Raw genomic sequence first — 18,930 nt, 5'->3', positions numbered from 1 at the left:
TTTACCTAAATTTAAAGGATGAGACATGAATATGATCAACATAAATTTCGGTCTGTTGTTTATCAGGTTGGGGCTTGGAGTTTGTCTTTTAATGCACGGAATTTTTAAGCTCACTCACGGCATAGACGGCGTAAAATCGATGCTGGTAGCCAGAGGAATTCCGGATCTGGTGGCTTACGGCGCATACGTAGGCGAGGTGCTGGCGCCCGCGATGATAATCATAGGCGTATTTTGCCGCATAGGCGCTCTGCTTGTGATCGCAAACGTGCTCATGATAATATATGTCCTACACACTCCGTTGGGCGCGCTTACCGGCGTGGGCGGATTTGAGCTGGAGATCGTATATCTGTATCTTTCTGCTGCGATCTGCTTAGTGATCTGCGGCGGCGGAGAGTTTGTGCTGATTAGAGATTAAAATTTAGTTAAATTTACGTTTCTGTAAGTTTAAACAAAGTATAATCTAAATCTTTTTGAATAAATTTTTGTGAAAGGAAAGATGTGCCAACCATAAATCAATTGGTCAGAAAAGAGCGCAAGAAGCTTACCGAGAAATCGAAGTCTCCGGCGCTAAAGAATTGCCCTCAACGAAGAGGAGTTTGTACTAAGGTCTATACCACGACCCCTAAAAAGCCAAACTCTGCGCTTCGTAAAGTTGCCAAAGTAAGGCTTACTAGCGGATTTGAAGTCATCAGCTATATCGGCGGTGAAGGTCACAATCTGCAAGAACACTCCATCGTGCTAGTTCGCGGCGGTCGTGTAAAGGACCTACCGGGCGTTAAATACCACATCGTCCGCGGTGCACTCGATACTGCAGGCGTTGCGAAACGAACCGTTGCAAGATCAAAATACGGTGCTAAACGACCTAAAAAATAGTTTGGCCGAAACAGACCGGCACTAGATTTTGCCGAGTTTGAGTAAAATTTTAAAATTTGAAGGAATAAAATGAGAAGAAGAAAAGCTCCCGTTAGGGAAGTTATGCCTGATCCGATTTATGACAGCAAAGTAATCACAAAATTTATTAATTCGCTTATGTTCGACGGCAAAAAGAGCGTCGCTACCGAGATTATGTACGGCGCCTTAAATTTCATCGACAATAAAGGCGGCGAGAAAAAAGGTATCGAAATTTTTAACGATGCCATCGATAACGTTAAGCCTTTAATGGAAGTTAAGTCTCGTCGTGTAGGCGGCGCAACTTACCAGGTTCCGATCGAGGTACGACCGGCTCGCCAGCAGGCTTTGGCTATTCGCTGGATCATCTCTTTTGCGAGAAAAAGAAGCGAGCGCACGATGATAGAGCGCCTGGCTTACGAGCTTATGGACGCTGCAAATTCTAAAGGCTCTTCATTTAAAAAGAAAGAAGACACCTACAAGATGGCGGAAGCCAACAAAGCTTTCGCGCATTATCGTTGGTAGGAGGGCGTCATGGCAAGAAAGACCCCTTTACATATGGTTAGAAATATCGGAATTGCCGCTCACATCGACGCCGGAAAGACGACTACGAGCGAAAGAATTCTATTTTTTACCGGTATGAGCCATAAGATTGGCGAGGTTCACGAGGGCGCTGCTACTATGGACTGGATGGAGCAGGAGCGCGAGCGCGGCATCACGATCACATCTGCCGCTACCACATGCTTTTGGAATAATCATCAGATAAATTTGATCGACACTCCGGGTCACGTTGATTTTACTATCGAAGTCGAGCGCTCGATGCGCGTTTTAGATGGTGCGGTAGCAGTATTTTGCTCTGTAGGCGGTGTTCAGCCTCAAAGCGAGACCGTTTGGCGTCAAGCGAATAAATACCATGTTCCGCGCATTATTTTCGTAAATAAAATGGACCGCGTCGGCGCAAATTTCTATAATGTCGAACAGCAGGTAAAAGATAGGCTCAAGGCTCATCCAGTTCCTATTCAAATTCCGATCGGCGCTGAGGACGATTTTAAAGGCGTTATCGATTTAGTCACTATGAAAGCGCTCGTTTGGGATGACAGCAAGGGTCCTTCTGCTCCCGAGATCGTTGAAATTCCTGCCGAGCTACGAGAAAAAGCACAGGAATATCGCGACAAGATGATTGAGGCGGTAGCAGAGACTGATGAAGCTTTGATGGAGAAGTATTTTAACGGCGAAGAGCTAAGCGTAGAAGAGATTAAAAAAGGCATCAAGAAAGGCTGCTTAAGCCTAAGCTTCTTTCCTATGCTATGCGGTACCGCATTTAAAAATAAGGGCGTACAGCCTTTACTAGACGCGGTCGTAGATTATCTGCCTGCGCCTGATGAAGTGCCTGCGATTAAGGGTCAGTATGAGGACGGCAGTGAGGTTCATGTAAGTTCTACTGACGAGGGCGAGTTCGCGGGTCTTGGATTTAAGATTATGACCGATCCTTTCGTAGGTCAGCTTACCTTTGTACGCGTTTATCGCGGTGTTTTGGAAAGCGGCAGCTACGTCGTAAATACCGGCAAGGGTAAAAAAGAGCGCATCGGCCGCTTGTTAAGAATGCACTCAAATAAACGCGAAGAGATCAAAGAGCTATATGCGGGCGAGATCGGCGCCGTTGTGGGTTTGAAAGATACCCTTACGGGCGATACTCTAGCTAGCGAAAAAGATAAAGTAATTTTAGAGCGTATGGAATTTCCTGATCCCGTTATAAGCGTAGCTGTAGAGCCTAAAACCAAAGCCGATCAAGAAAAAATGGGTATCGCGCTTCAAAAATTGGCGCAAGAAGATCCGAGTTTTAGGGTTGCGACCGACGAAGAGAGCGGACAGACGATCATTTCGGGAATGGGTGAGCTACACCTCGAGATCATCGTAGATAGAATGCTTAGAGAATTTAAAGTCGAAGCCGAGGTCGGACAGCCGCAGGTCGCATATCGCGAGACTATCCGCAAAAAGGTCGAGCAGGAGTATAAATACGCCAAGCAATCGGGCGGTCGTGGTCAATACGGTCACGTATTTTTGCGCCTAGAGCCTTTGGAGCCGGGTACTGGATATGAGTTCGTAAACGATATTAAAGGCGGCGCTATTCCGAAAGAATACATCCCTGCGGTCGATAAAGGCTGCCAAGAGGCGATGCAAAACGGCGTTTTGGCGGGCTACCCGGTCGAGGACGTACGCGTAACGGTCTATGACGGAAGCTACCACGAAGTCGATAGCTCCGAAATGGCATTCAAACTTGCCGCTTCTATGGGCTTTAAAGAGGGCGCTAGAAAAGCGGGCGCCGTAATCTTGGAGCCTATGATGAAGGTCGAGGTAGAAACCCCTGAGGAGTATATGGGCGACGTCATCGGCGATCTAAACAAACGCCGCGGACAGGTCAATAATATGAGCGAGCGCGGCGGCAACAAGATCATCGACGCGTTTTGCCCGCTTTCTGAGATGTTCGGTTACTCGACCGACCTGCGCTCTCAGACGCAGGGTCGCGCGACCTATTCGATGGAATTTGATCACTACGACGAGGTTCCTAAGAACGTCGGCGAAGAGATCATTAAAAAGCGCAACGGCTAAGTTTAATGAGCGCTAAGGTGCGGCGATAGCTTTATCGCCAACCTCCGGCGCTTCTTTAAATTTTAAAACAGCACTTCAAATTTAACCCGCTTTACTAGCGTAAATTTAAATTCATACTCCGACTCCGAATAAAATTTCAATTCATAAATTTTAACTTCCGCCGATCGTAAATTTAGATCAAAAGAATTTCAATTAAATTTAAAAATTTAAAGGTAGCTTAAAGTATATCCAGGACGTCGCGCCTATCGTTTTACTAGAGATTTATTCTCTCACAGATAAAGCGAGCATGTTGCTATCGCGCTTTGATTTTCATTCACGGACAAGATCGCCGCAAGCTGGATCGCAAGTAGGGTAAAATTTTACTTTCGGCGCAGCCTCAAGGCGGAGCGCTATCATAGACTTATATCGGATTGCGATCATCAGTGCTTTATACATGTCGCGGTATTTTCCGCAGGCGGGATTTAAATTTTGCCGCCGCTTTGCACCGTAAAATTTGATCTTCGCAGAGCGATCTACGCGCCGATCATATCGGTCGAGCCGGCGCTCTAGCCCGCCTGTTTTCGGATTTGGCAGGCGTTTGCTTTCGCAGGCTATGATGCGTCCGTTTTAAATATTTCAAAACAAAGGAAAATCATGCAACAAACCAAATTATAAGGCGTAAGCGTCGGCCTTTCGGGCGGCGAGCTTAAGCTTGGAGATAAGGCGCCAGAGGTTAGCCTGGTCGCGGCCGATCTTAGCGAGGTCAAAGTCGGCGGCGGCACGGGCAAGGCGCAGGTCATCATCGCCGTGCCGTCCCTGGATACGGACGTGTGCGCGACCGAGACGCGCAAATTTAACGAGCGCGCCGCGAGTATAAAAAATACCGAGGTTTTCGTGGTCTCGATGGATCTACCGTTTGCCGCGGGCAGATTTTGCTCGACCGAGGGGATCAAAAATTTACGCGCCCTAAGCGATTTTCGCGATAAGGAGTTTGTGCGCGCATACGGCGTACTGATCGCAGACGGCGCGCTTGCGGGGCTAACGTGCCGCGCGGTTTTCGTCGTGGACACCGCGGGCAAGATCGCCTACAAGCAGATCACGGACGACATCGTAGATGAGCCCGATTACGACGCGGCGCTCAATGCAGCGGCGTTTGCGAGCGGAAGCGCTGCGACGCAGGGCTGATGCAATTTTTAGGTTTGCGGTGCAGACATCTGCTCGCTTAAATTTAGCGGGCTTAAAATACGCGGACGGGCGCCTTGCTCGCCCGCAACTTTAAATTCTAAAATTCCACGGCGCCCTGAAATTTAGCAGGTCATGTCTGAAATTTTGGCGGATCGCGTTTGCGATATTTCTTGTGCAGTTCGCAATAGAATTTTAAATTGCAATCCCCAATCAATTTATAAATTTATCTCATATTCGGTATGCTTTTTTATCCGTCGGCAAATATTTTGGATTTAGAAAAACAGCGCGCGAACGGGGTTAAATTTGAACGCAAAAATACAGGCGGCAGTATCGCGAGATGGATTTAAATGTTGTGCAGAAATTTTAAGTCAAGATAAGGCGAAGTATTTTTTCTTTAGACGAGGCGGAAATGAGCCGAATGAAGGAGCGTATATTATAATACGTGACTGAAATTCGGCGAAGTTTCCAACGACGTATAAAGGAAAAAGAGGGGTCGCTAAGTGTTCAAGTCCGGATAATCCCACGCATTATATTCGTCCGTCAGATTATCGTTCTCCGCCCCCTTGCAGCACAGCCACTCTAACCCGCCGCGCCTCTCCATCACGACCTCTTCGTCGAGCCCTGCGCAGTCTGAGCCGTGCACGCGGGCATTGACGCACGCCCAGTGGTAGCGATAGATGAGATCGAGCGCTTGCAAAATTTCATCCGTGCCGCGTAGCTTCACGCGCGCAGAAAAATCGCCGCCGCTAAAGGTGTCCATCACAAAGGCGCAGTCGCAGATACCCTTTGGAAAGCTAAGCTCATCCACGAGCCCCATGGCCCACATCAGAGCCCACAGCGACTCGTATTTCCAGCCCATATTCACGGCCTCGTCGCGGCTCGCCTCGCCCTGCACGACGCGGCGCTCCATGCGCGTGAGCTTGTCTATGCAGCCGTAGCGGTTATCTAGAAAGCCCTGCGCGCCCTGTTTATCCTCATCCGCGAGCTTACCCTCGTCTCTGATCGAGCAGGCGCACATTATCGCGGCGTAAGAACAGATCGCGCGAGCGATGACCTCGTCCTTTTCGCGCGGAGTGATCTCGCTCGTCTCGTATCGCAGTGGCAGATGGAGGGTAAACGGCACACCCTGCGATTTTAAAATTTCGATGCTTATATCCTTGCGCTCCTGCGCGGTCTTGCCGATCTTTGCGGCGTTTGCGCTATTTTTGCCGCCGCCTTTTTTGAAAAAATCTGAAAACGCCATGAGCTCTCCTTAAAATTTTAAACGTATTTTAAAACAATCGCGCAAAATTTCAGCTTACGGCGACGGGGCGGATTTTTAAATTTAAGCTCAAACCCAAGCTTTGCAAATCGGACGGAAATTCCGCGCCTCGTCTTGCTAATTTATACGGCGCTCGCCCGCCCGCCCGTGCCTTCTATGATGCTTCGATACATATCGTCGTAAAATACCTTTGCAGGCAATTCGGGCTCTTGCGGCGATTCCAGCGAGATAAAAAATTTTAAGCTTTGCCTCAGGTCGGTTAAGTTTCGGAGGTCATTCGAACCTGCTTTGGCGGCGCCATAGGCGCTTCTTTTTTTGCAAATATACCGTCCCGCCGCAGTCGGCAAGGATGTCCGCGATATACGGAATAAAATCGCCGAGCGGCATAAGAAGGTGGACGCGGGGCATTTTATCTGCGTTTTAAATTTTACTTTTTATGGCTTCGGCGATCGTGCGCCGCTTTAAATCGATGCTTATCTTTTGATAGCGCGTCCGCATAAGCAAAGCGCGCTTTGCTGCGTAAATTTTAAAAGCGGCGCCCGAATTTAGCCGAGCGCCGCAATTAAAAATTTAACCGATTTGCGCATTTGGCCGAGCGGTGCCGCCTGGCGCACCTATTGGTTAAATTTAAGCGGGTGCGATCAATACTTAAACGAGCTGCCCGGCTCGATCAACTTAACCTTTTGTTTATAATTCATCTTTAGCACCGCAGCAGGCCCTAGCACGGTCGCCTTCTCGCCCTCAAGCCAAAACGCCGTACCCTCCGGCATCGCATAAACGGTCGATTTTTGATTAGCGATCAAAAATTCCTCCAGCCTCTCCTCTCTGCTCTCGCCGTTGTGCCCCGCAGGCTTGCCCGAGATGAAGTGCGGATTGATCTGGTACGGGAAAATATTAAAGGTATTAAACGACTCGGGCTCGATGATCGGCATATCGTTCGTCGTCATCATCGTAGCGCCCGCGACGTTCGAGCCCGCGCTCCAGCCGATATACGGCGTGCCGTCCTCGACCATTTTGCTGATTAACGCGATGAGATCGTTTTCATACATATCGTGCACGAGCTTGAAGGTGTTGCCGCCGCCTACGAATATGCAATCCGCGCTCGCGACTTCCTTTGCGGCGTTTTTAGCGTGGTGGACGCCGACGATGTTTAAATTTAAGCTCGCAAGCGCCTCTTTGACGCGCTTTTCGTATTCGTCGTAGCTCCTGCGCAGGCTCGCGTAAGGAATAAAAACGATTTTTTTGCCCGCGAGGTTGTTCTCCTGTGCAAATTTACCGATCCACGACACCGCGTGCGATAGATACTTCGTGTCTTTGTAGCCCGAGCTTGAGAGCAGCAGCGCTCTTTGCTTGCTATGATCGCGCTTAGAGAGCTTAAACGCCTTTTCGCTCGCAGCCAGTTCGCTCGTACTGAGCATCGCAGCGCCCGCCGCCAAAGCGGCTACCTTTAGCAGGTTTCGTCTTTGATTTTGCATCTTTTCTCCTTTAAATCAAAGTTGATATCTGTTTTGAAATTATATTCCTTTGCATATAAAGAGGGGCTGAATATTCGGTTTAAATTTCGCTTGCGCGAAGGCCTCGGCAAGGTAAAATTTTAAAACTACTAAATTTTGAAATTAGGCGAGGTGCCGCGTCGTAAAATTTAAAAGCGCGGCTAAATTTAATAAAATTTACGCTTCGTCTTTCGGGGTATATGAGCCCGTATTGAAAAAATAGCATACCCCAAAAACTATTCCGCAAATCGGCGCTACGATTAAGGCGTACAAAAATATATGAGCTGCGGCGCCTTCCAATATTCCGGTAAAAATCAAGGTCGGATATAAAAGCAAAACTATACTGGCAAAATTTTCTATCGTAAAGACCAACAAACTATCTCCTTGATCCTTGATAAAAAGGTTGCTGTATCGCTTAGTCTTAGTGTATTTCAAAAAACAGATCGTCGCACATATAGGCAAAACTATTATCGCGACATCACGAATATCTCTAAAAATTTTAGACGACGATTCTATACCGATATTCGAAAAAAGCAAATCAAGAAAAAACATTAGCATTAGCGAGAAATAGATGGTTGTAGCCGCTGACGAATAATACCCTATAATCACGCGTCTAATAAATCTATGCATATCGTATCGCTTCTTTAAATTTTCAGGGATAGCGGCAAATTTCTCGTCCAGCTCTTTTATATGTGCTTGAAATTTTTCATCCACGGCTCGCTCCTTTTATAAAGCGCTAAATTTTAGAAATTATATCGAATTTAGCGCCGCAAAGTGGCTAAAATTAGGTCTAAATTTAAACGCCAAAGAGTATAATCGTACCATGGTTTTAACGCAAAATTTAATCTATGAAATTTTACCCTTGTGGAGGAGATCCCCGCGGGCAGGGTGGCATCATACGGACAGATCGCGCGCCTGATAGGGCTGCCCGCTTGCTCGCGGCTCGTGGGGCGCGTGCTCTCGCAAGCAGAGCTCTACGGCGACTACCCGTGCCATCGCGCCCTTTATCACGCGGGCGCTTTGGCGGCGAGCTTTGCGCGGCTCAGCGCGAACTGCTAGAAGCCGAAGGCGTGGAATTTAGAGGCGAGCGCGCCCGTATGAAAAAGCACCGCTAGGAGTGCTAAGGCCTAATCGCCGCAGACTGAAGCACGGAATTTGCGGATCGTTTGAAGCGCGAAATTTTGAATTGTCCGCGACATGGAATTTTAATTTATAAAATTTTAGATCCGCGCAGGTTTAAGCGGCGTAGCGGCAGCGCTACCGATCGCTAAGAGCCTGCGAGCTTTATTTGCTTGTAGATGCGACGCAAATCATCATGCGCGAAAAGATAGAATTTTATCTTTTTTGCGTGGCGGTTTAAAACGCTAATTTAAGCGGGCTCCTTGGCAATCAACCCCGCCGCAGTTTTACGAAGCAGATGCGACGCCGCTTATTAGTTTTTTCGCTGCAGGCTTTCGCGCCCGTTTCGGCACCGCTTATAGATTTTAGCTATCGCAAATTTTGCAGCGACTGATCTGTCCGTCCTCGGCGCGTTAAAATTTTAAATCGATGCGGCTTCTGCGGAAGGCGGAGAAAAAGCGGCGAAATTTTAAAATTTATTTCAGATTAAACGAAAGCCTATATAATCGGCAAAGTTTCATTTGAAAGGTTAAATATGTCTAAACTATCAAAACTCCCGACTCCCGATATCGCCGAGCACGGCGCGTTTTTCCCGTCGCCGTTTTCGCTGTCACAGTTTACGGCGCCCGTGAGCGATCTGGCGGATTTTAATTACGAGAAAAAATACGACGGCGATAAAAAAATCCTCATCATCGCGGCCGACGAGCGGTATTTGCTGATGGACAACGGGACTTTTTTCTCCACTGGCAACCACCCCGTCGAGACGCTCGTGCCGATGTATCATCTGGCGCAGGCGGGCTGGGACTTCGAGATCGCGACGCTCTCTGGAAATCCCGTAAAATTCGAGTTTTGGGCGATGCCTGCGAAGGACGAGCGGCTCAAGGGCTTTTTTTGAGAGCTACGCGACTAAATTTAAAGAGCCTAAAAAGCTCGCTGATATCGTAAAGAAGGGATTTGACGAGTATTTTGCGCTCTACATCCCGGGCGGTCACGGCGCGCTGATCGGGCTTGACGAGAGTCGCGACGCAAAGGCCGCGCTAAAATGGTTTCATGAGCAGGGCAAATACATCATCACGATCTGCCACGGCCCAGCCGGGCTGCTAGCCGCGGCGCTTGACGAGGGTAAGTTTTTATTCGAAGGCTACGAGCTCGTGCTGCTGCCCGACGCCATTGACCGCACCTCGCCGGGTATTGGCTACATGCCGGGCCATCTGCGCTGGTATATGGGCTCGCGGCTAGCAAAACTTGGGATGAAAATCCTAAACGAAGGTATCGACGGCGCCGTGCACAAAGACCGCAACCTTCTCTCGGGCGATAGTCCGCTAGCAGCCAATAACCTCGGCAAACTGGCGGCTAGGACGTTTTTGGAGTCGCTGTAAATTTTACGCCGCTAAGGTCGGCATCTCGGCATAAAATTTTAATTTTTACGCGGCGGAAAAATTTAAAATTTCAAAGTGTGCCCGCTTCGGCTTTAAATTTAATGATCGCCGTCCTGCGCGCAGTGTAATCGTTTAAAATCGCCGCTCGCCTTCGATTTGCAAGCGATGCGCTGTGCAGCGTCTAAATTTAAGTATTCAAATTTTATCGCACTTTTGCGCGCGAGTATTAAAATCTTTTGCGGCCTTTTAAATTTGCCGCTTTACGGCGCCGTGCTCTTCGCGGGCGTAAAAAAATCCTCGCATATCGACGCCCCCTGGCTGTAGCAGCTTTATTTTCCTGTCGATGCCGCCTGCGTAGCCCGTGAGGCTGCCGTGCGTGCCTATGACGCGGTGGCAGGGGGATGATGATCGAGATTTCGTTGTGCCCTACGGCGCCGCCCACGGCTTGCGCGGACATCTTCGCCAGCCCGCGTGCCGAGGCGATTTCGCGCGCGATCTGCCCGTAGGTCGTGGTTTTGCCGTATGGAATTTTAAGCAAAATCTCCCACACGACGCGCCTAAACGCCGAGCCCGCGGGATTTAGAGCGGGCGTAAAACTGGGCTCACGTCCGCTAAAATACAGATCGAGCCAGCGCCTAGTTTGATCGAAAACGGCCAGATTTTTCTCCTCGAAGTCCGCGCTTTGCTCGTTCGCGCAGAATTTTCCGCTCCCGCCTTGCACCGAAAGATTGGTGGCGCGAGGTTTTTTGCCCGTGTCTTTAACTGCAAAACCGCGCGTGAAGAATTTTTCACTTGCTATAAGTGTGTGTGCGCAGAATTTGCCGTCCGCGCCGTTCGCCGCTTTTGTCGCAGTATCACTTTTTTTCAATGTCGCAAAATCGCACTGTGTTTCGCTCGCGGCGCGCTGCTCTTTTGCGAGCAGATCAGTGCTACTCCGCCTTTTATCCGCACCGCTTTTCGTCTCTAGCGCGCCGCTTTTCTCGTAGCAACCCTCTCCTGCAGCGGCATCTGTTTTTGCCGCAATATCGCGCGCGCAGAATTTGCCGTCCGTGCTGCTCGCCGCAAGAGCGTGCGCGTAGTATTTCTCGCCCTCGAACCACAGTCCGCAAAGCCCCGCCCCATCGCCTGCGAGCGTGATTTTGCCAAGCGGCGAGTCGTAATATGCGATAAATTTCATCGTTGCTCCTGTTTTGCGATTAAATTTAGGCGCCGCAAGCAGCGCCTAAATTTCCCAAATTTCTAAAATTTGCGGACAGATTTTAGCTACGCTTTGCCGAAATTCCGCCTTTTGCGCGCTGTTCGGGTTGCTAATAGCTTCAAATTTGCAAAAAAGCTCGGCGATCTTTAGCCAGCCCGCAAGATTTAGATCGAATTTTTTCAAATTTGCCTTGGATAAAAACTCCAAATCATGGTCGTAAAACGCGATCTCGCCGCCAGAGCTTAGCAACCAAAGATCGCCGGTGCCGCCCTCTGCAAAGATATAAAACTCGCGCAGCAGCCCGCTATCGCCCTCAAAAGGAAATTTCGCCGCGTCGTTGCAGAGCGCGATATCGTGCTCTTTCAGCACTCTAAAATCGCCCGCAATCTCCCTGCCGAGGTATCCGCCCAGGATATTTTTAAGCTCGTTTTTGTTCAAAATTTAACTCCTCCGCTTTAGTTTCGTTTTTTGGCGTAGAGCATAAAAAAGCCTACCATCGCTGCGAAAATCACGCACATCGCAAGCGTCACGATGAGCGTGCCGTGCTGCGAGCCGCTTAAAAACAGCCCCGTCGTGTTCATCCCGAAAAAGCTCGTGATGAAATTTAGCGGCAAAAGTAGCGACGAGATGATCGTGAGAATGTAGATGTTGCGGCTGATCTTGTCGTTTTTGAGGCTCTGGATGAACTGATAGATATCCTCGATCCTGACGGCGTATTCGCTCATCACGCCCTTGAAAACGCCCGCTTCGTAGGCGTAGTTTTTCAGCCGCTTTTTAAGCGCCGGCTGCTCATTTCCGCAGATGAGCAGCGCCTCGTAGAAATGCGAAATTTTGTTTTGAAATTTGCGGATTTCGTATTTTAGGACAGAGTGCCTTTTCATAAATTTTGAAAAATCGCCGCGGCGCGTGTAGATTTTTTCGTAATTCTCAAGCTCTGCGGAATGCTCTAAAATTTTATCGCGGTACTGTGCTAGGATCTTTTTAACGATCGCGAAAAACTCCGCCTCGCTGCTGGGCCGCACTTCACCGTCCGCGTCATCTTGCAAATAGATCGCGCCCGAATCAAAAATAAAGCGGTAGTTTTGCTCGCGCGGCGCGTCCGTCACGAAGTACACATACTCGCGATCCTCGGCGTAGTAGTAGCCCGAAACGCTGCGCTTTTCGGTAATCGGGTTCAATGAGGCCTCCTTATTCAATCGTTTTAAATTTACGAAATTTCAGAATTTCGCTGCCACTTAAATTTTATCGTATTTGGAATTTCAAAATTCTTTTGCGCTTGGAATTTTAAAATTTTGAACTTCATAAAATTTTATCCATAAATCCGCTATTAAATTTTAAATTTAGCTCTCACTTCATTTGCCAAGCCAATCCTAGCTATAAGGCGCGCCATAAGTTCGCGATAAAACCGCGTAGTATTTGTCAAGATAAATTCCGTATTAAAACAACAGCTTGCTAAATCAAAATTTATCGCCTTACGAAGGCGATCTTTGGCTCGTAAATTTAAAAAGGCTAGCTATAAAGCTGCGACGAAATGAGATTAGAATTTTATCCTCGAGGGCTCCATCGGCTTGCTGTAGAAGTAGCCCTGCATATATTTAATCCCCATCTCCTCTAAGATGATTGAAATTTCATGATTTTCTACGTATTCGGCGATGAGCTCGTAGCCCTGCTTGCGCGCGAAGTTAGCGATGGTTTCGACGATGGCGCGCGAGTTTTTGTCGTTTGCGATGTTTTTGATGAGCGCTCCGTCGATCTTTATGTAATCCACGTCGAGCGTTAAAATTCTATAGTAGTTGGAGTATCCGCTGCCAAAATCGTCTATCGCGACCTTGCAGCCGTAGTTTTTGGCTACGGCGATGAAGCTGCGTAGACTCTCGTAATCGTCGAATTCCTCGCTTTCTAAAATTTCAATAAATAAATTTGAAGCATTTGGGCTGGATGCGAGCTTGCGCTCTAAAAGCTCCTTGATGCCTTCGTTTGCGATGTCAAAATATGAAAGATTTATGCTAAAGCAAGTCCCTGCGAAGCGGTCTAGCAAGCGAAAGGCTTCGTTTATTACGACCTGAGTTAGCGGGATGTAAAGCGAGGTTTGCTTTGCGATGTCGATAAACTCGCCCGGGCAGCGCGTCTTGCCGGAGCGGTCGATGAGGCGGATTAGAATTTCATATACTAATGGAACGTAATCGCCGCCCTCGGTGCCGTAGGTGTTACCACTAGGATCGCGGTGGGTGATATCAAATATGGGCTGAACGAGCACAAAGACTTGATTTTTCTTGATCGCGTTTTGAATAGTGTTGATCATAATCTGGTTTTGAAGATATTTTTCCTCAATCGCATTTGGGCGCGAATAAAAGCCCACGTGCTCGTTTTTGCTCTGCGCCTCATACATCGCCATAACCGCCTGAAAGACCCTATTTGCGCCGCCCGCTACGTCTGCACGCTCGCTTACACCCATCGTGATATTTAAAGGCGCGGAGGCAAAGCCCTCGGTCGTATGGAGATTAAAGACCTTATCGGTGAAGTATTTATTTATGATCTCCACGTCGCGCGCGACATTTAGCCCTTCGTAAAATAGACAAAACTCATCCGATTGGATGCGAAAGATACTAGCTTTGATCTCGTGCGATTCGATACACATCGCAAGCGTACGCGCAAAGGAGCGCAGAATTTCATTTGTCGTTTCTGCCTTGTAAAAAAGTCGCAAATTTGCAAAATTTACGATAGTGATGTAGATCGCTACGCCCGTTTTTTCTGCGTTTATTAGCTCATATAGCGCTGCTTCGTTGCCCTGGCCCGTAAGATGATCGATATAGACTTGATTGTTTAAGCTCTCCTTCGCGTTCGCAAGAGCTAGCTTCATAATCTCGCGCTCGCCGATGTCATGAGCGTAAAGCGCATATAGCGGCAGCTTAGACGTAGCAGCGATATTTGATAGCCTTAGGCTCACATCTGCTAGTTCGCCGTTTTTACGAAGCAGGCGCGTATCTTTGGCGCTTTTATTTACCATCGCAGGAAGTTCGATCCCTTTATCTTTGGGCATCAAAACTCCAAGATCGCTCCCTTGCAGCTCGCTTTGTTCGTAGCCGCTTAAGCTAAGCGCGCTTTTATTGGCGTATAAAATTTTAAAGCTCTGATCTGCCAAAACTATCGCTTCGCCTGCTTGCTCGCATAGCGCGCGATAGGACGCGAGGGCGCGTTTACTACGCAAAGCATCGGAATTTATGATGTAAGTAAGCAGTAAAAACGACAAAAACACCGCCGTGTAAAGCATCGTCATTTGCATAAACGAGCCGTAAAATTCCTCACTAGCGTAAGAAAATCGCTCGCGCAGGCTTGCGAAGCGCTCGTTTAGCAACGAGAGATTATCGCTTACAATGATATTTTGCCGCTCGAAATTCCTTAAAATTTGCCGTGCGATTCCTATAAACGCAGCTTCGTCGGGGCTTGACGCATCTGCGCTTTCTAGCGCACTTTTTAAAGCAGAGATCTCGGAGCGATTTTTATAATTAAGCCCTAAAATTTGAGAGTAGAGATTTGCTCTTTGCGCATTTGCGCCACTGGATAAAAATTTTTGCTGCAGACTTTGAAAAAGGATTAAATTCTGCGAATTTAAAGCCCCAAGCTCGTCCAAAAGTGAAATTTTATCGCTAAAAGCGCTTCCGATCGCGCGCACATCGCTGCTAAGTCCGATTTTATCGATGATTTTGTCTTTTTGTAAAGCTTGCAGCACCTGATAGATGCCGCGCATATCGGCATTTGCAATCGAAAAGTCCCTTCTTGCGATCTTTGCATCAAATAATATATTTAAGCGGTTATCGGCGTTATCGATCAAAGCTAGCTCGCGCGAAATCGTGCTAAATCTCGCTACATCTCTTAGCGACGAGAAATAATTCCCGGCGATGATTATACCTAATATCATAATCCCCACCATCAAAGCCCACATTATCTTATCTTTCATCCTGCGCCTCCGTCATATCGCCTTTAAGCGTAGCTAAAAAGCTCATCAAAGCATCAAGCTCCCCATCGCTAAGATCGTATTTTAGCAGATCCTTTGCGATCTGCCGCACCGCAAGACGCAAATCCGTCTGCCCGTTTACGTAAGGCGCGGTCTGCGTGATATTGCGCAAGCTAGGCACGCGGCGCAGCTCAAATCCATCGGAAGTGAGTCTATGCCTAGGCGCATCCTCCTCTTCCGCGCTTGGGCGAATTTTGGTAAAGCTGCCGGTGCCTAGGCTAACGCCGTTATGACATGCCGAGCATAGCCGCACAAAAAGCACATATCCGTTATATTCGGCATCATTTAGCTTAACCTCGCCGCGCAAAAATCGGTCAAATTTGGAATTTATCGCCGTTTTGGACTTTAAAAATTCCTTCAGCGCATCAATGAAGTTCGCCGTATTCGCCTCACCGTAAGCACTTTCAAAAGCCTGCTTGTAGGCTAAATTCTTCCTGATAAGCTCTAAAATTATATCTTCGCTCGCGTCCAGTTCATTCTCGCTAAAAACCGACGCTGCGATCCGCGCTTCAAAGCCCGCGAAATTATAATCGCCTAAGTAGCGATCAAAATAATAAGAATTTATGAGCGTAGGCACGCGTCCATCGCGCACTGAAGCACCTGAGTCGTTTAGATAGAAGTTATGGCAGCTCTCGCAGGAGCGACCTTTGCGGCTAAATCTTACGTCAGTAAAAATTTTTGCTCCCAACTGCGCCTTTTGCGGGTCGTATTTAGGCATCTCAAGCGGCGTAAAAAGATTGCCGCAAAGCCCCAAAAGCGGCGCCAGGCTAAATATAAAACAGCTTAAAGCTCGCTTCGATCTCATCGCTTATAATCCCGCCTTTAACCCGCTTTTTCAAAAGCTCCTCGATCTCGCGCTCGCTAGCCTCCGCGCCATCCATATGCAGGTGCCACGCGGCGTTTTGCACCGCCCCTTGCAGGCTGCGCTTTTGCTCGCGCTTTTCAGTTAAAATTTCGCTTTTAAATTTGATGTCGCGCGCGCCAAGCAGCGCCTCAAACTTTTCGGCGGCGGTAGCAAGTCTTTTATGCCCCGCGCCGAAGCGCTTAAACAGCGGCGCTAGCATCGAGGAATTGCGCTCACTAGCCCAGTTTAGATAAATTTTACGCTCGCCCAAAGCCAAAAACGCCTCAAAATCCTTCGTGCTTTTCAGCGCGGGGCTCATCGTAAGAAACGCGATGTCAAAAACTGCGGAAATTTTAAAATTTTCGCTCTCGCGGCTTTTGCTCACAGCGTCTTTTAAATCTAAAGCCTGCGCTTCTTGAGCTTGCGAGTTTGAAATTTCGCTCTGCGAGCGCGGATAAATTTTAAAATTTTCGCCCGTCGCGTTTGCAAAACCATTGCGGCTCAGCCGCTCGCAAAACTCCGCAAAGCTTAAATTTAATACGTTTTGCAAAGGGATGCCAAACTCCTGCGCGCTGCGCCTTAACTCGCGCAGCATCCCCTCGGAGCTATCGATCGCCGTGACTTTTGCGCCCAGCGACGCGAGATATAGCGAGTAAACCCCAGTGCCGGCGCCCACGTCGAGCACGCTTTTGCCCGCAAAGCTCACGCCCCAGCCGCGCAGTATCTCAAACACCCGCTTGCCGAAACTGCCCGGCTCGCCGCTAAATTTAGCGTAACTTTCGGACTTTTTATCCCAGCTATTTTCATCTGATTTTTCGCCGATTTTCTCCACCGCTAGCCTTTAAATTTTTTGTAATAATAGCAAAATTTGGCAATTTTTCCGAATTTGGGCTATAATAAATGCTTTCAAAATCTAGGCGAAAGGGCGTTCATGGCGGACGTGACGATAAGAAATTTAAACTTTGCTTACGAAAAACGCGAAATTTTAAAAGATATAAACTTAAACTACGAGCTGCGCGATTTTTTAGCAATTTTCGGGCCCAACGGTGGCGGCAAAAGCACCCTTTTGAAGCTGCTTTTGGGGCTGCTGCGACCAAGCTCGGGCACGATCGAAATTTTAGGCAGATCGCCCGCGCTTGCCAGGGCGCAAATGGGCTACGTGCCGCAGTTCATCGCGATAAACAAAAGCTTTCCCATAAGCGTGCTCGAAGTCGTTTTAATGGGGCTGATAGATAAGAAAATTTTCGGCTTTTACAGTAAATCCGAGCGCGAGCAAGCCATGCAAGCTTTGGAGCGCGTAGGCATGCAGAGCTTAGCCTGCTGCCGTATCAGCGAGCTTAGCGGCGGGCAGAGACAGCGCGTTTACATCGCGCGGGCGCTGTGCGCGAAGGCTAAAATTTTACTTCTTGATGAGCCGCTAGCGAGCATCGATACGATGGGGCAGGTTCAAATTTACGAGCTTTTAAAATCCCTAAACGAGGGCGGCTGCGGCATAATTCTAATCAGCCACGACGTGCAGCTTGCGCTAAACTACGCAAATCGCGCGCTTTACATCGCAAACGGCTCGGCGCACACCCACGAGATCGATCCGGGAGGCAGAGCGGAATTTTTAGAGCACCTGCGACGCGAGCACGGACACTTCTGTGCCGTCGATCTCGCGCTTAACGAATGCTGCTGCAAGGAGGGCGAAAATGGCTGAAATTTTATCTTACGATTTCATGCGAAACGCCCTGCTCGGCGGGCTTTTAGTCAGCATAGTCTGCGGCGTCGTGGGCTCTTTGGTCGTGATAAATCGCATGAGCTTCATAGCAGGCGGCATCGCGCACGGCGCATACGGCGGCATCGGTATCGCGCTATTTTTAGGCATCTCGCCCGTGCTAGGAGCTAGCGTATTTGCGCTGTTTTTGGGGCTGCTAATCGCTTACGTCACGCTGCGAAACACCGAACGCTTCGACGCCGTAATCGGCGCGATATGGGCGTTTGGAATGGCGCTGGGGATAATCTTTGCCGATCTCACGCCTGGATACAAATCCGATCTGATGAGCTTTTTATTCGGCTCCATCCTAGCGATAAATCACGAAAATTTAATCTTCATCGGCATTTGCGGCGCGGCATTTGCGGCGCTTACGGCGTGCTTTTACAGGCAGTTTTTAGCGATCAGCTTCGATAAGGAATTCGCCCTACTGCGCGGAGTAAATACGAGCGTCTTTTACTACGTCCTCGTAGTGATGGCGAGCCTCGCGGTGGTCGCGTCGATTCAGATCGTAGGACTAATCTTAGTGATCTCGCTGATGACGATCCCGCCCTTCATCGCCGAAAAAATTTCAAAAAGCCTAGGCTCGATGATGGCGATAAGCTGCGCGCTATCGGCGCTTTTTTGCGCGGCGGGGCTTATTTTAAGCTTTAAGCTCAATCTAACCAGCGGCGCTTCGATAATCCTAGTCGCCTCGGTCTGCTTTTTCGCAAGCTCGATCTTTAGCAAACTTCGCGCCTAAAAGCCCGCCCAGCTCGCTAAGCAGGATGCCTGCGAGTATCAGCGCCGCGCCTAAAATTTGAAGCGCGCCTAGCTTCTCGCCGAAAGCATACCCCATAATACCCGCGCTTACGGGCTCTAGCGCGAAAATCAGCACCGTTTTTATCTCGCTTACGCCGCGGTTTTGCGCCATTGTTTGGATCACAAACGCCGCAACGGTGGCAAAGATCGAGGTCAAAACCAGCGCGAAAACGAAATCAAAGCTCGGCGAAAAGATTAAATTTCCTAGCACCTTTATCTCGCCTTCAAACTCCGCGTGAGGAGTGAAAACCGCCGCGATCAGCGCGCAGACGCAGACGCAGATAAACTGCACGATCACAAAGCCGTAGAGATTGCTTTTGCGCGCGCAGACGCCGGTAAAGACGATGTGAAGCGCGTATGCAAACGCCGAAACGAGCGTCAGCCGCTCGCCTATGCCAAATCCCA

At 48.7% G+C, this 18,930-nt stretch carries 19 protein-coding genes and 3 pseudogenes; 12 read left to right on the top strand and 10 right to left on the bottom strand.

Annotation, left to right across the window (positions count from 1 at the left end; translation table 11 throughout):
• Window positions 1–25: 25 nt before the first annotated feature.
• The 5 genes and pseudogenes from Q0620_RS02625 to tpx all read left to right on the top strand — a co-directional run.
• Window positions 26–415 (top strand): DoxX family protein, encoded by a 390-nt coding sequence (locus Q0620_RS02625; protein ID WP_297902891.1) that lies wholly within the window; start codon window positions 26–28, stop codon window positions 413–415.
• An 83-nt stretch (window positions 416–498) separates the two neighbouring features.
• Window positions 499–873 carry a 30S ribosomal protein S12 gene (gene rpsL, locus Q0620_RS02620; protein WP_291939381.1) on the top strand — a complete coding sequence of 125 codons (375 nt, stop codon included), beginning with the start codon at window positions 499–501 and terminating at the stop codon, window positions 871–873.
• Window positions 874–942: 69 nt separating this feature from the next.
• Entirely contained in the window at window positions 943–1,413 is a 471-nt protein-coding gene (rpsG, locus tag Q0620_RS02615) for a 30S ribosomal protein S7 (RefSeq protein ID WP_177386837.1), read from the top strand.
• A 9-nt stretch (window positions 1,414–1,422) separates the two neighbouring features.
• Window positions 1,423–3,498 carry an elongation factor G gene (fusA, locus tag Q0620_RS02610; RefSeq protein WP_297881524.1) on the top strand — a complete coding sequence of 692 codons (2,076 nt, stop codon included), beginning with the start codon at window positions 1,423–1,425 and terminating at the stop codon, window positions 3,496–3,498.
• Window positions 3,499–4,161: 663 nt separating this feature from the next.
• Window positions 4,162–4,662 (top strand): annotated as a pseudogene (gene tpx, locus Q0620_RS02605) (thiol peroxidase); the annotation flags it as partial.
• 496 nt (window positions 4,663–5,158) lie between these two features.
• On the opposite strand, the gene Q0620_RS02600 reads toward tpx, so the two are convergent.
• Window positions 5,159–5,905, bottom strand: coding sequence for a DUF4272 domain-containing protein (locus Q0620_RS02600; protein WP_298783097.1), 747 nt, complete (start codon window positions 5,903–5,905; stop codon window positions 5,159–5,161).
• Window positions 5,906–6,238: 333 nt separating this feature from the next.
• Here Q0620_RS02600 and Q0620_RS02595 point away from each other — a divergent pair, with 333 nt between their 5' ends.
• Window positions 6,239–6,388 carry a hypothetical protein gene (locus Q0620_RS02595; RefSeq protein ID WP_298783096.1) on the top strand — a complete coding sequence of 50 codons (150 nt, stop codon included), beginning with the start codon at window positions 6,239–6,241 and terminating at the stop codon, window positions 6,386–6,388.
• A 176-nt stretch (window positions 6,389–6,564) separates the two neighbouring features.
• Here Q0620_RS02595 and pepE read toward each other — a convergent pair whose 3' ends face one another.
• Together pepE and Q0620_RS02585 are read right to left on the bottom strand one after the other, a co-directional pair.
• On the bottom strand, window positions 6,565–7,398 hold the full coding sequence (pepE, locus tag Q0620_RS02590; RefSeq protein WP_298783095.1) for a dipeptidase PepE: 834 nt from the start codon (window positions 7,396–7,398) through the stop codon (window positions 6,565–6,567).
• 195 nt (window positions 7,399–7,593) lie between these two features.
• Entirely contained in the window at window positions 7,594–8,130 is a 537-nt protein-coding gene (locus Q0620_RS02585) for a hypothetical protein (RefSeq protein ID WP_298783094.1), read from the bottom strand.
• Between the two features lie 150 nt (window positions 8,131–8,280).
• Here Q0620_RS02585 and Q0620_RS02580 point away from each other — a divergent pair, with 150 nt between their 5' ends.
• The 4 genes and pseudogenes from Q0620_RS02580 (at window position 8,281) to Q0620_RS02570 (ending at window position 9,914) form a co-directional block, all read left to right on the top strand.
• On the top strand, window positions 8,281–8,475 hold the full coding sequence (locus Q0620_RS02580; protein WP_298783093.1) for an MGMT family protein: 195 nt from the start codon (window positions 8,281–8,283) through the stop codon (window positions 8,473–8,475).
• 595 nt (window positions 8,476–9,070) lie between these two features.
• Window positions 9,071–9,430 (top strand): hypothetical protein, encoded by a 360-nt coding sequence (locus Q0620_RS02575; protein WP_298783092.1) that lies wholly within the window; start codon window positions 9,071–9,073, stop codon window positions 9,428–9,430.
• Window positions 9,396–9,647: pseudogene (locus Q0620_RS10825) on the top strand (DJ-1/PfpI family protein); the annotation flags it as partial. The gene Q0620_RS02575 and the pseudogene Q0620_RS10825, both read left to right, overlap by 35 nt.
• Before the next feature lie 87 nt (window positions 9,648–9,734).
• A complete protein-coding gene (locus Q0620_RS02570) occupies window positions 9,735–9,914 on the top strand; it encodes a hypothetical protein (RefSeq protein ID WP_298783091.1) in 180 nt (59 codons plus the stop codon).
• 246 nt (window positions 9,915–10,160) lie between these two features.
• Here the strand turns inward: Q0620_RS02570 and Q0620_RS10820 are convergent.
• The 6 genes and pseudogenes from Q0620_RS10820 to Q0620_RS02535 form a co-directional block, all read right to left on the bottom strand.
• Window positions 10,161–10,578: pseudogene (locus Q0620_RS10820) on the bottom strand (methylated-DNA--[protein]-cysteine S-methyltransferase); the annotation flags it as partial.
• 558 nt (window positions 10,579–11,136) lie between these two features.
• A complete protein-coding gene (locus Q0620_RS02555) occupies window positions 11,137–11,550 on the bottom strand; it encodes a hypothetical protein (RefSeq protein WP_298783090.1) in 414 nt (137 codons plus the stop codon).
• 17 nt (window positions 11,551–11,567) lie between these two features.
• Complete coding sequence (locus Q0620_RS02550; protein ID WP_298783089.1) at window positions 11,568–12,290, bottom strand: CorA family divalent cation transporter; 723 nt, start codon at window positions 12,288–12,290, stop codon at window positions 11,568–11,570.
• A 359-nt stretch (window positions 12,291–12,649) separates the two neighbouring features.
• Window positions 12,650–15,070 carry a GGDEF domain-containing phosphodiesterase gene (locus Q0620_RS02545; protein WP_298783088.1) on the bottom strand — a complete coding sequence of 807 codons (2,421 nt, stop codon included), beginning with the start codon at window positions 15,068–15,070 and terminating at the stop codon, window positions 12,650–12,652.
• Complete coding sequence (locus Q0620_RS02540) at window positions 15,060–15,932, bottom strand: cytochrome c peroxidase (RefSeq protein WP_298783087.1); 873 nt, start codon at window positions 15,930–15,932, stop codon at window positions 15,060–15,062. The genes Q0620_RS02545 and Q0620_RS02540 overlap by 11 nt, the downstream gene beginning before the upstream one ends.
• On the bottom strand, window positions 15,895–16,803 hold the full coding sequence (locus tag Q0620_RS02535) for a class I SAM-dependent methyltransferase (RefSeq protein WP_298783086.1): 909 nt from the start codon (window positions 16,801–16,803) through the stop codon (window positions 15,895–15,897). The genes Q0620_RS02540 and Q0620_RS02535 overlap by 38 nt, the downstream gene beginning before the upstream one ends.
• Before the next feature lie 99 nt (window positions 16,804–16,902).
• Here Q0620_RS02535 and Q0620_RS02530 point away from each other — a divergent pair, with 99 nt between their 5' ends.
• Together Q0620_RS02530 and Q0620_RS02525 are read left to right on the top strand one after the other, a co-directional pair.
• On the top strand, window positions 16,903–17,670 hold the full coding sequence (locus tag Q0620_RS02530; protein WP_298783085.1) for an ABC transporter ATP-binding protein: 768 nt from the start codon (window positions 16,903–16,905) through the stop codon (window positions 17,668–17,670).
• On the top strand, window positions 17,663–18,466 hold the full coding sequence (locus tag Q0620_RS02525) for a metal ABC transporter permease (RefSeq protein ID WP_177388780.1): 804 nt from the start codon (window positions 17,663–17,665) through the stop codon (window positions 18,464–18,466). The genes Q0620_RS02530 and Q0620_RS02525 overlap by 8 nt, the downstream gene beginning before the upstream one ends.
• On the opposite strand, the gene Q0620_RS02520 is transcribed toward Q0620_RS02525, so the two are convergent.
• The coding region (locus Q0620_RS02520; RefSeq protein WP_298783084.1) for an EamA family transporter at window positions 18,410–18,930 on the bottom strand (521 nt) is incomplete at its 5' end. The genes Q0620_RS02525 and Q0620_RS02520 overlap by 57 nt on opposite strands.

Source organism: uncultured Campylobacter sp., assembly GCF_938017615.1.
GTDB lineage: Bacteria > Campylobacterota > Campylobacteria > Campylobacterales > Campylobacteraceae > Campylobacter_B.
The sequence above is the reverse complement of the archived record's forward strand: the minus strand, read 5'-3'. Positions and strand labels throughout refer to the sequence as shown.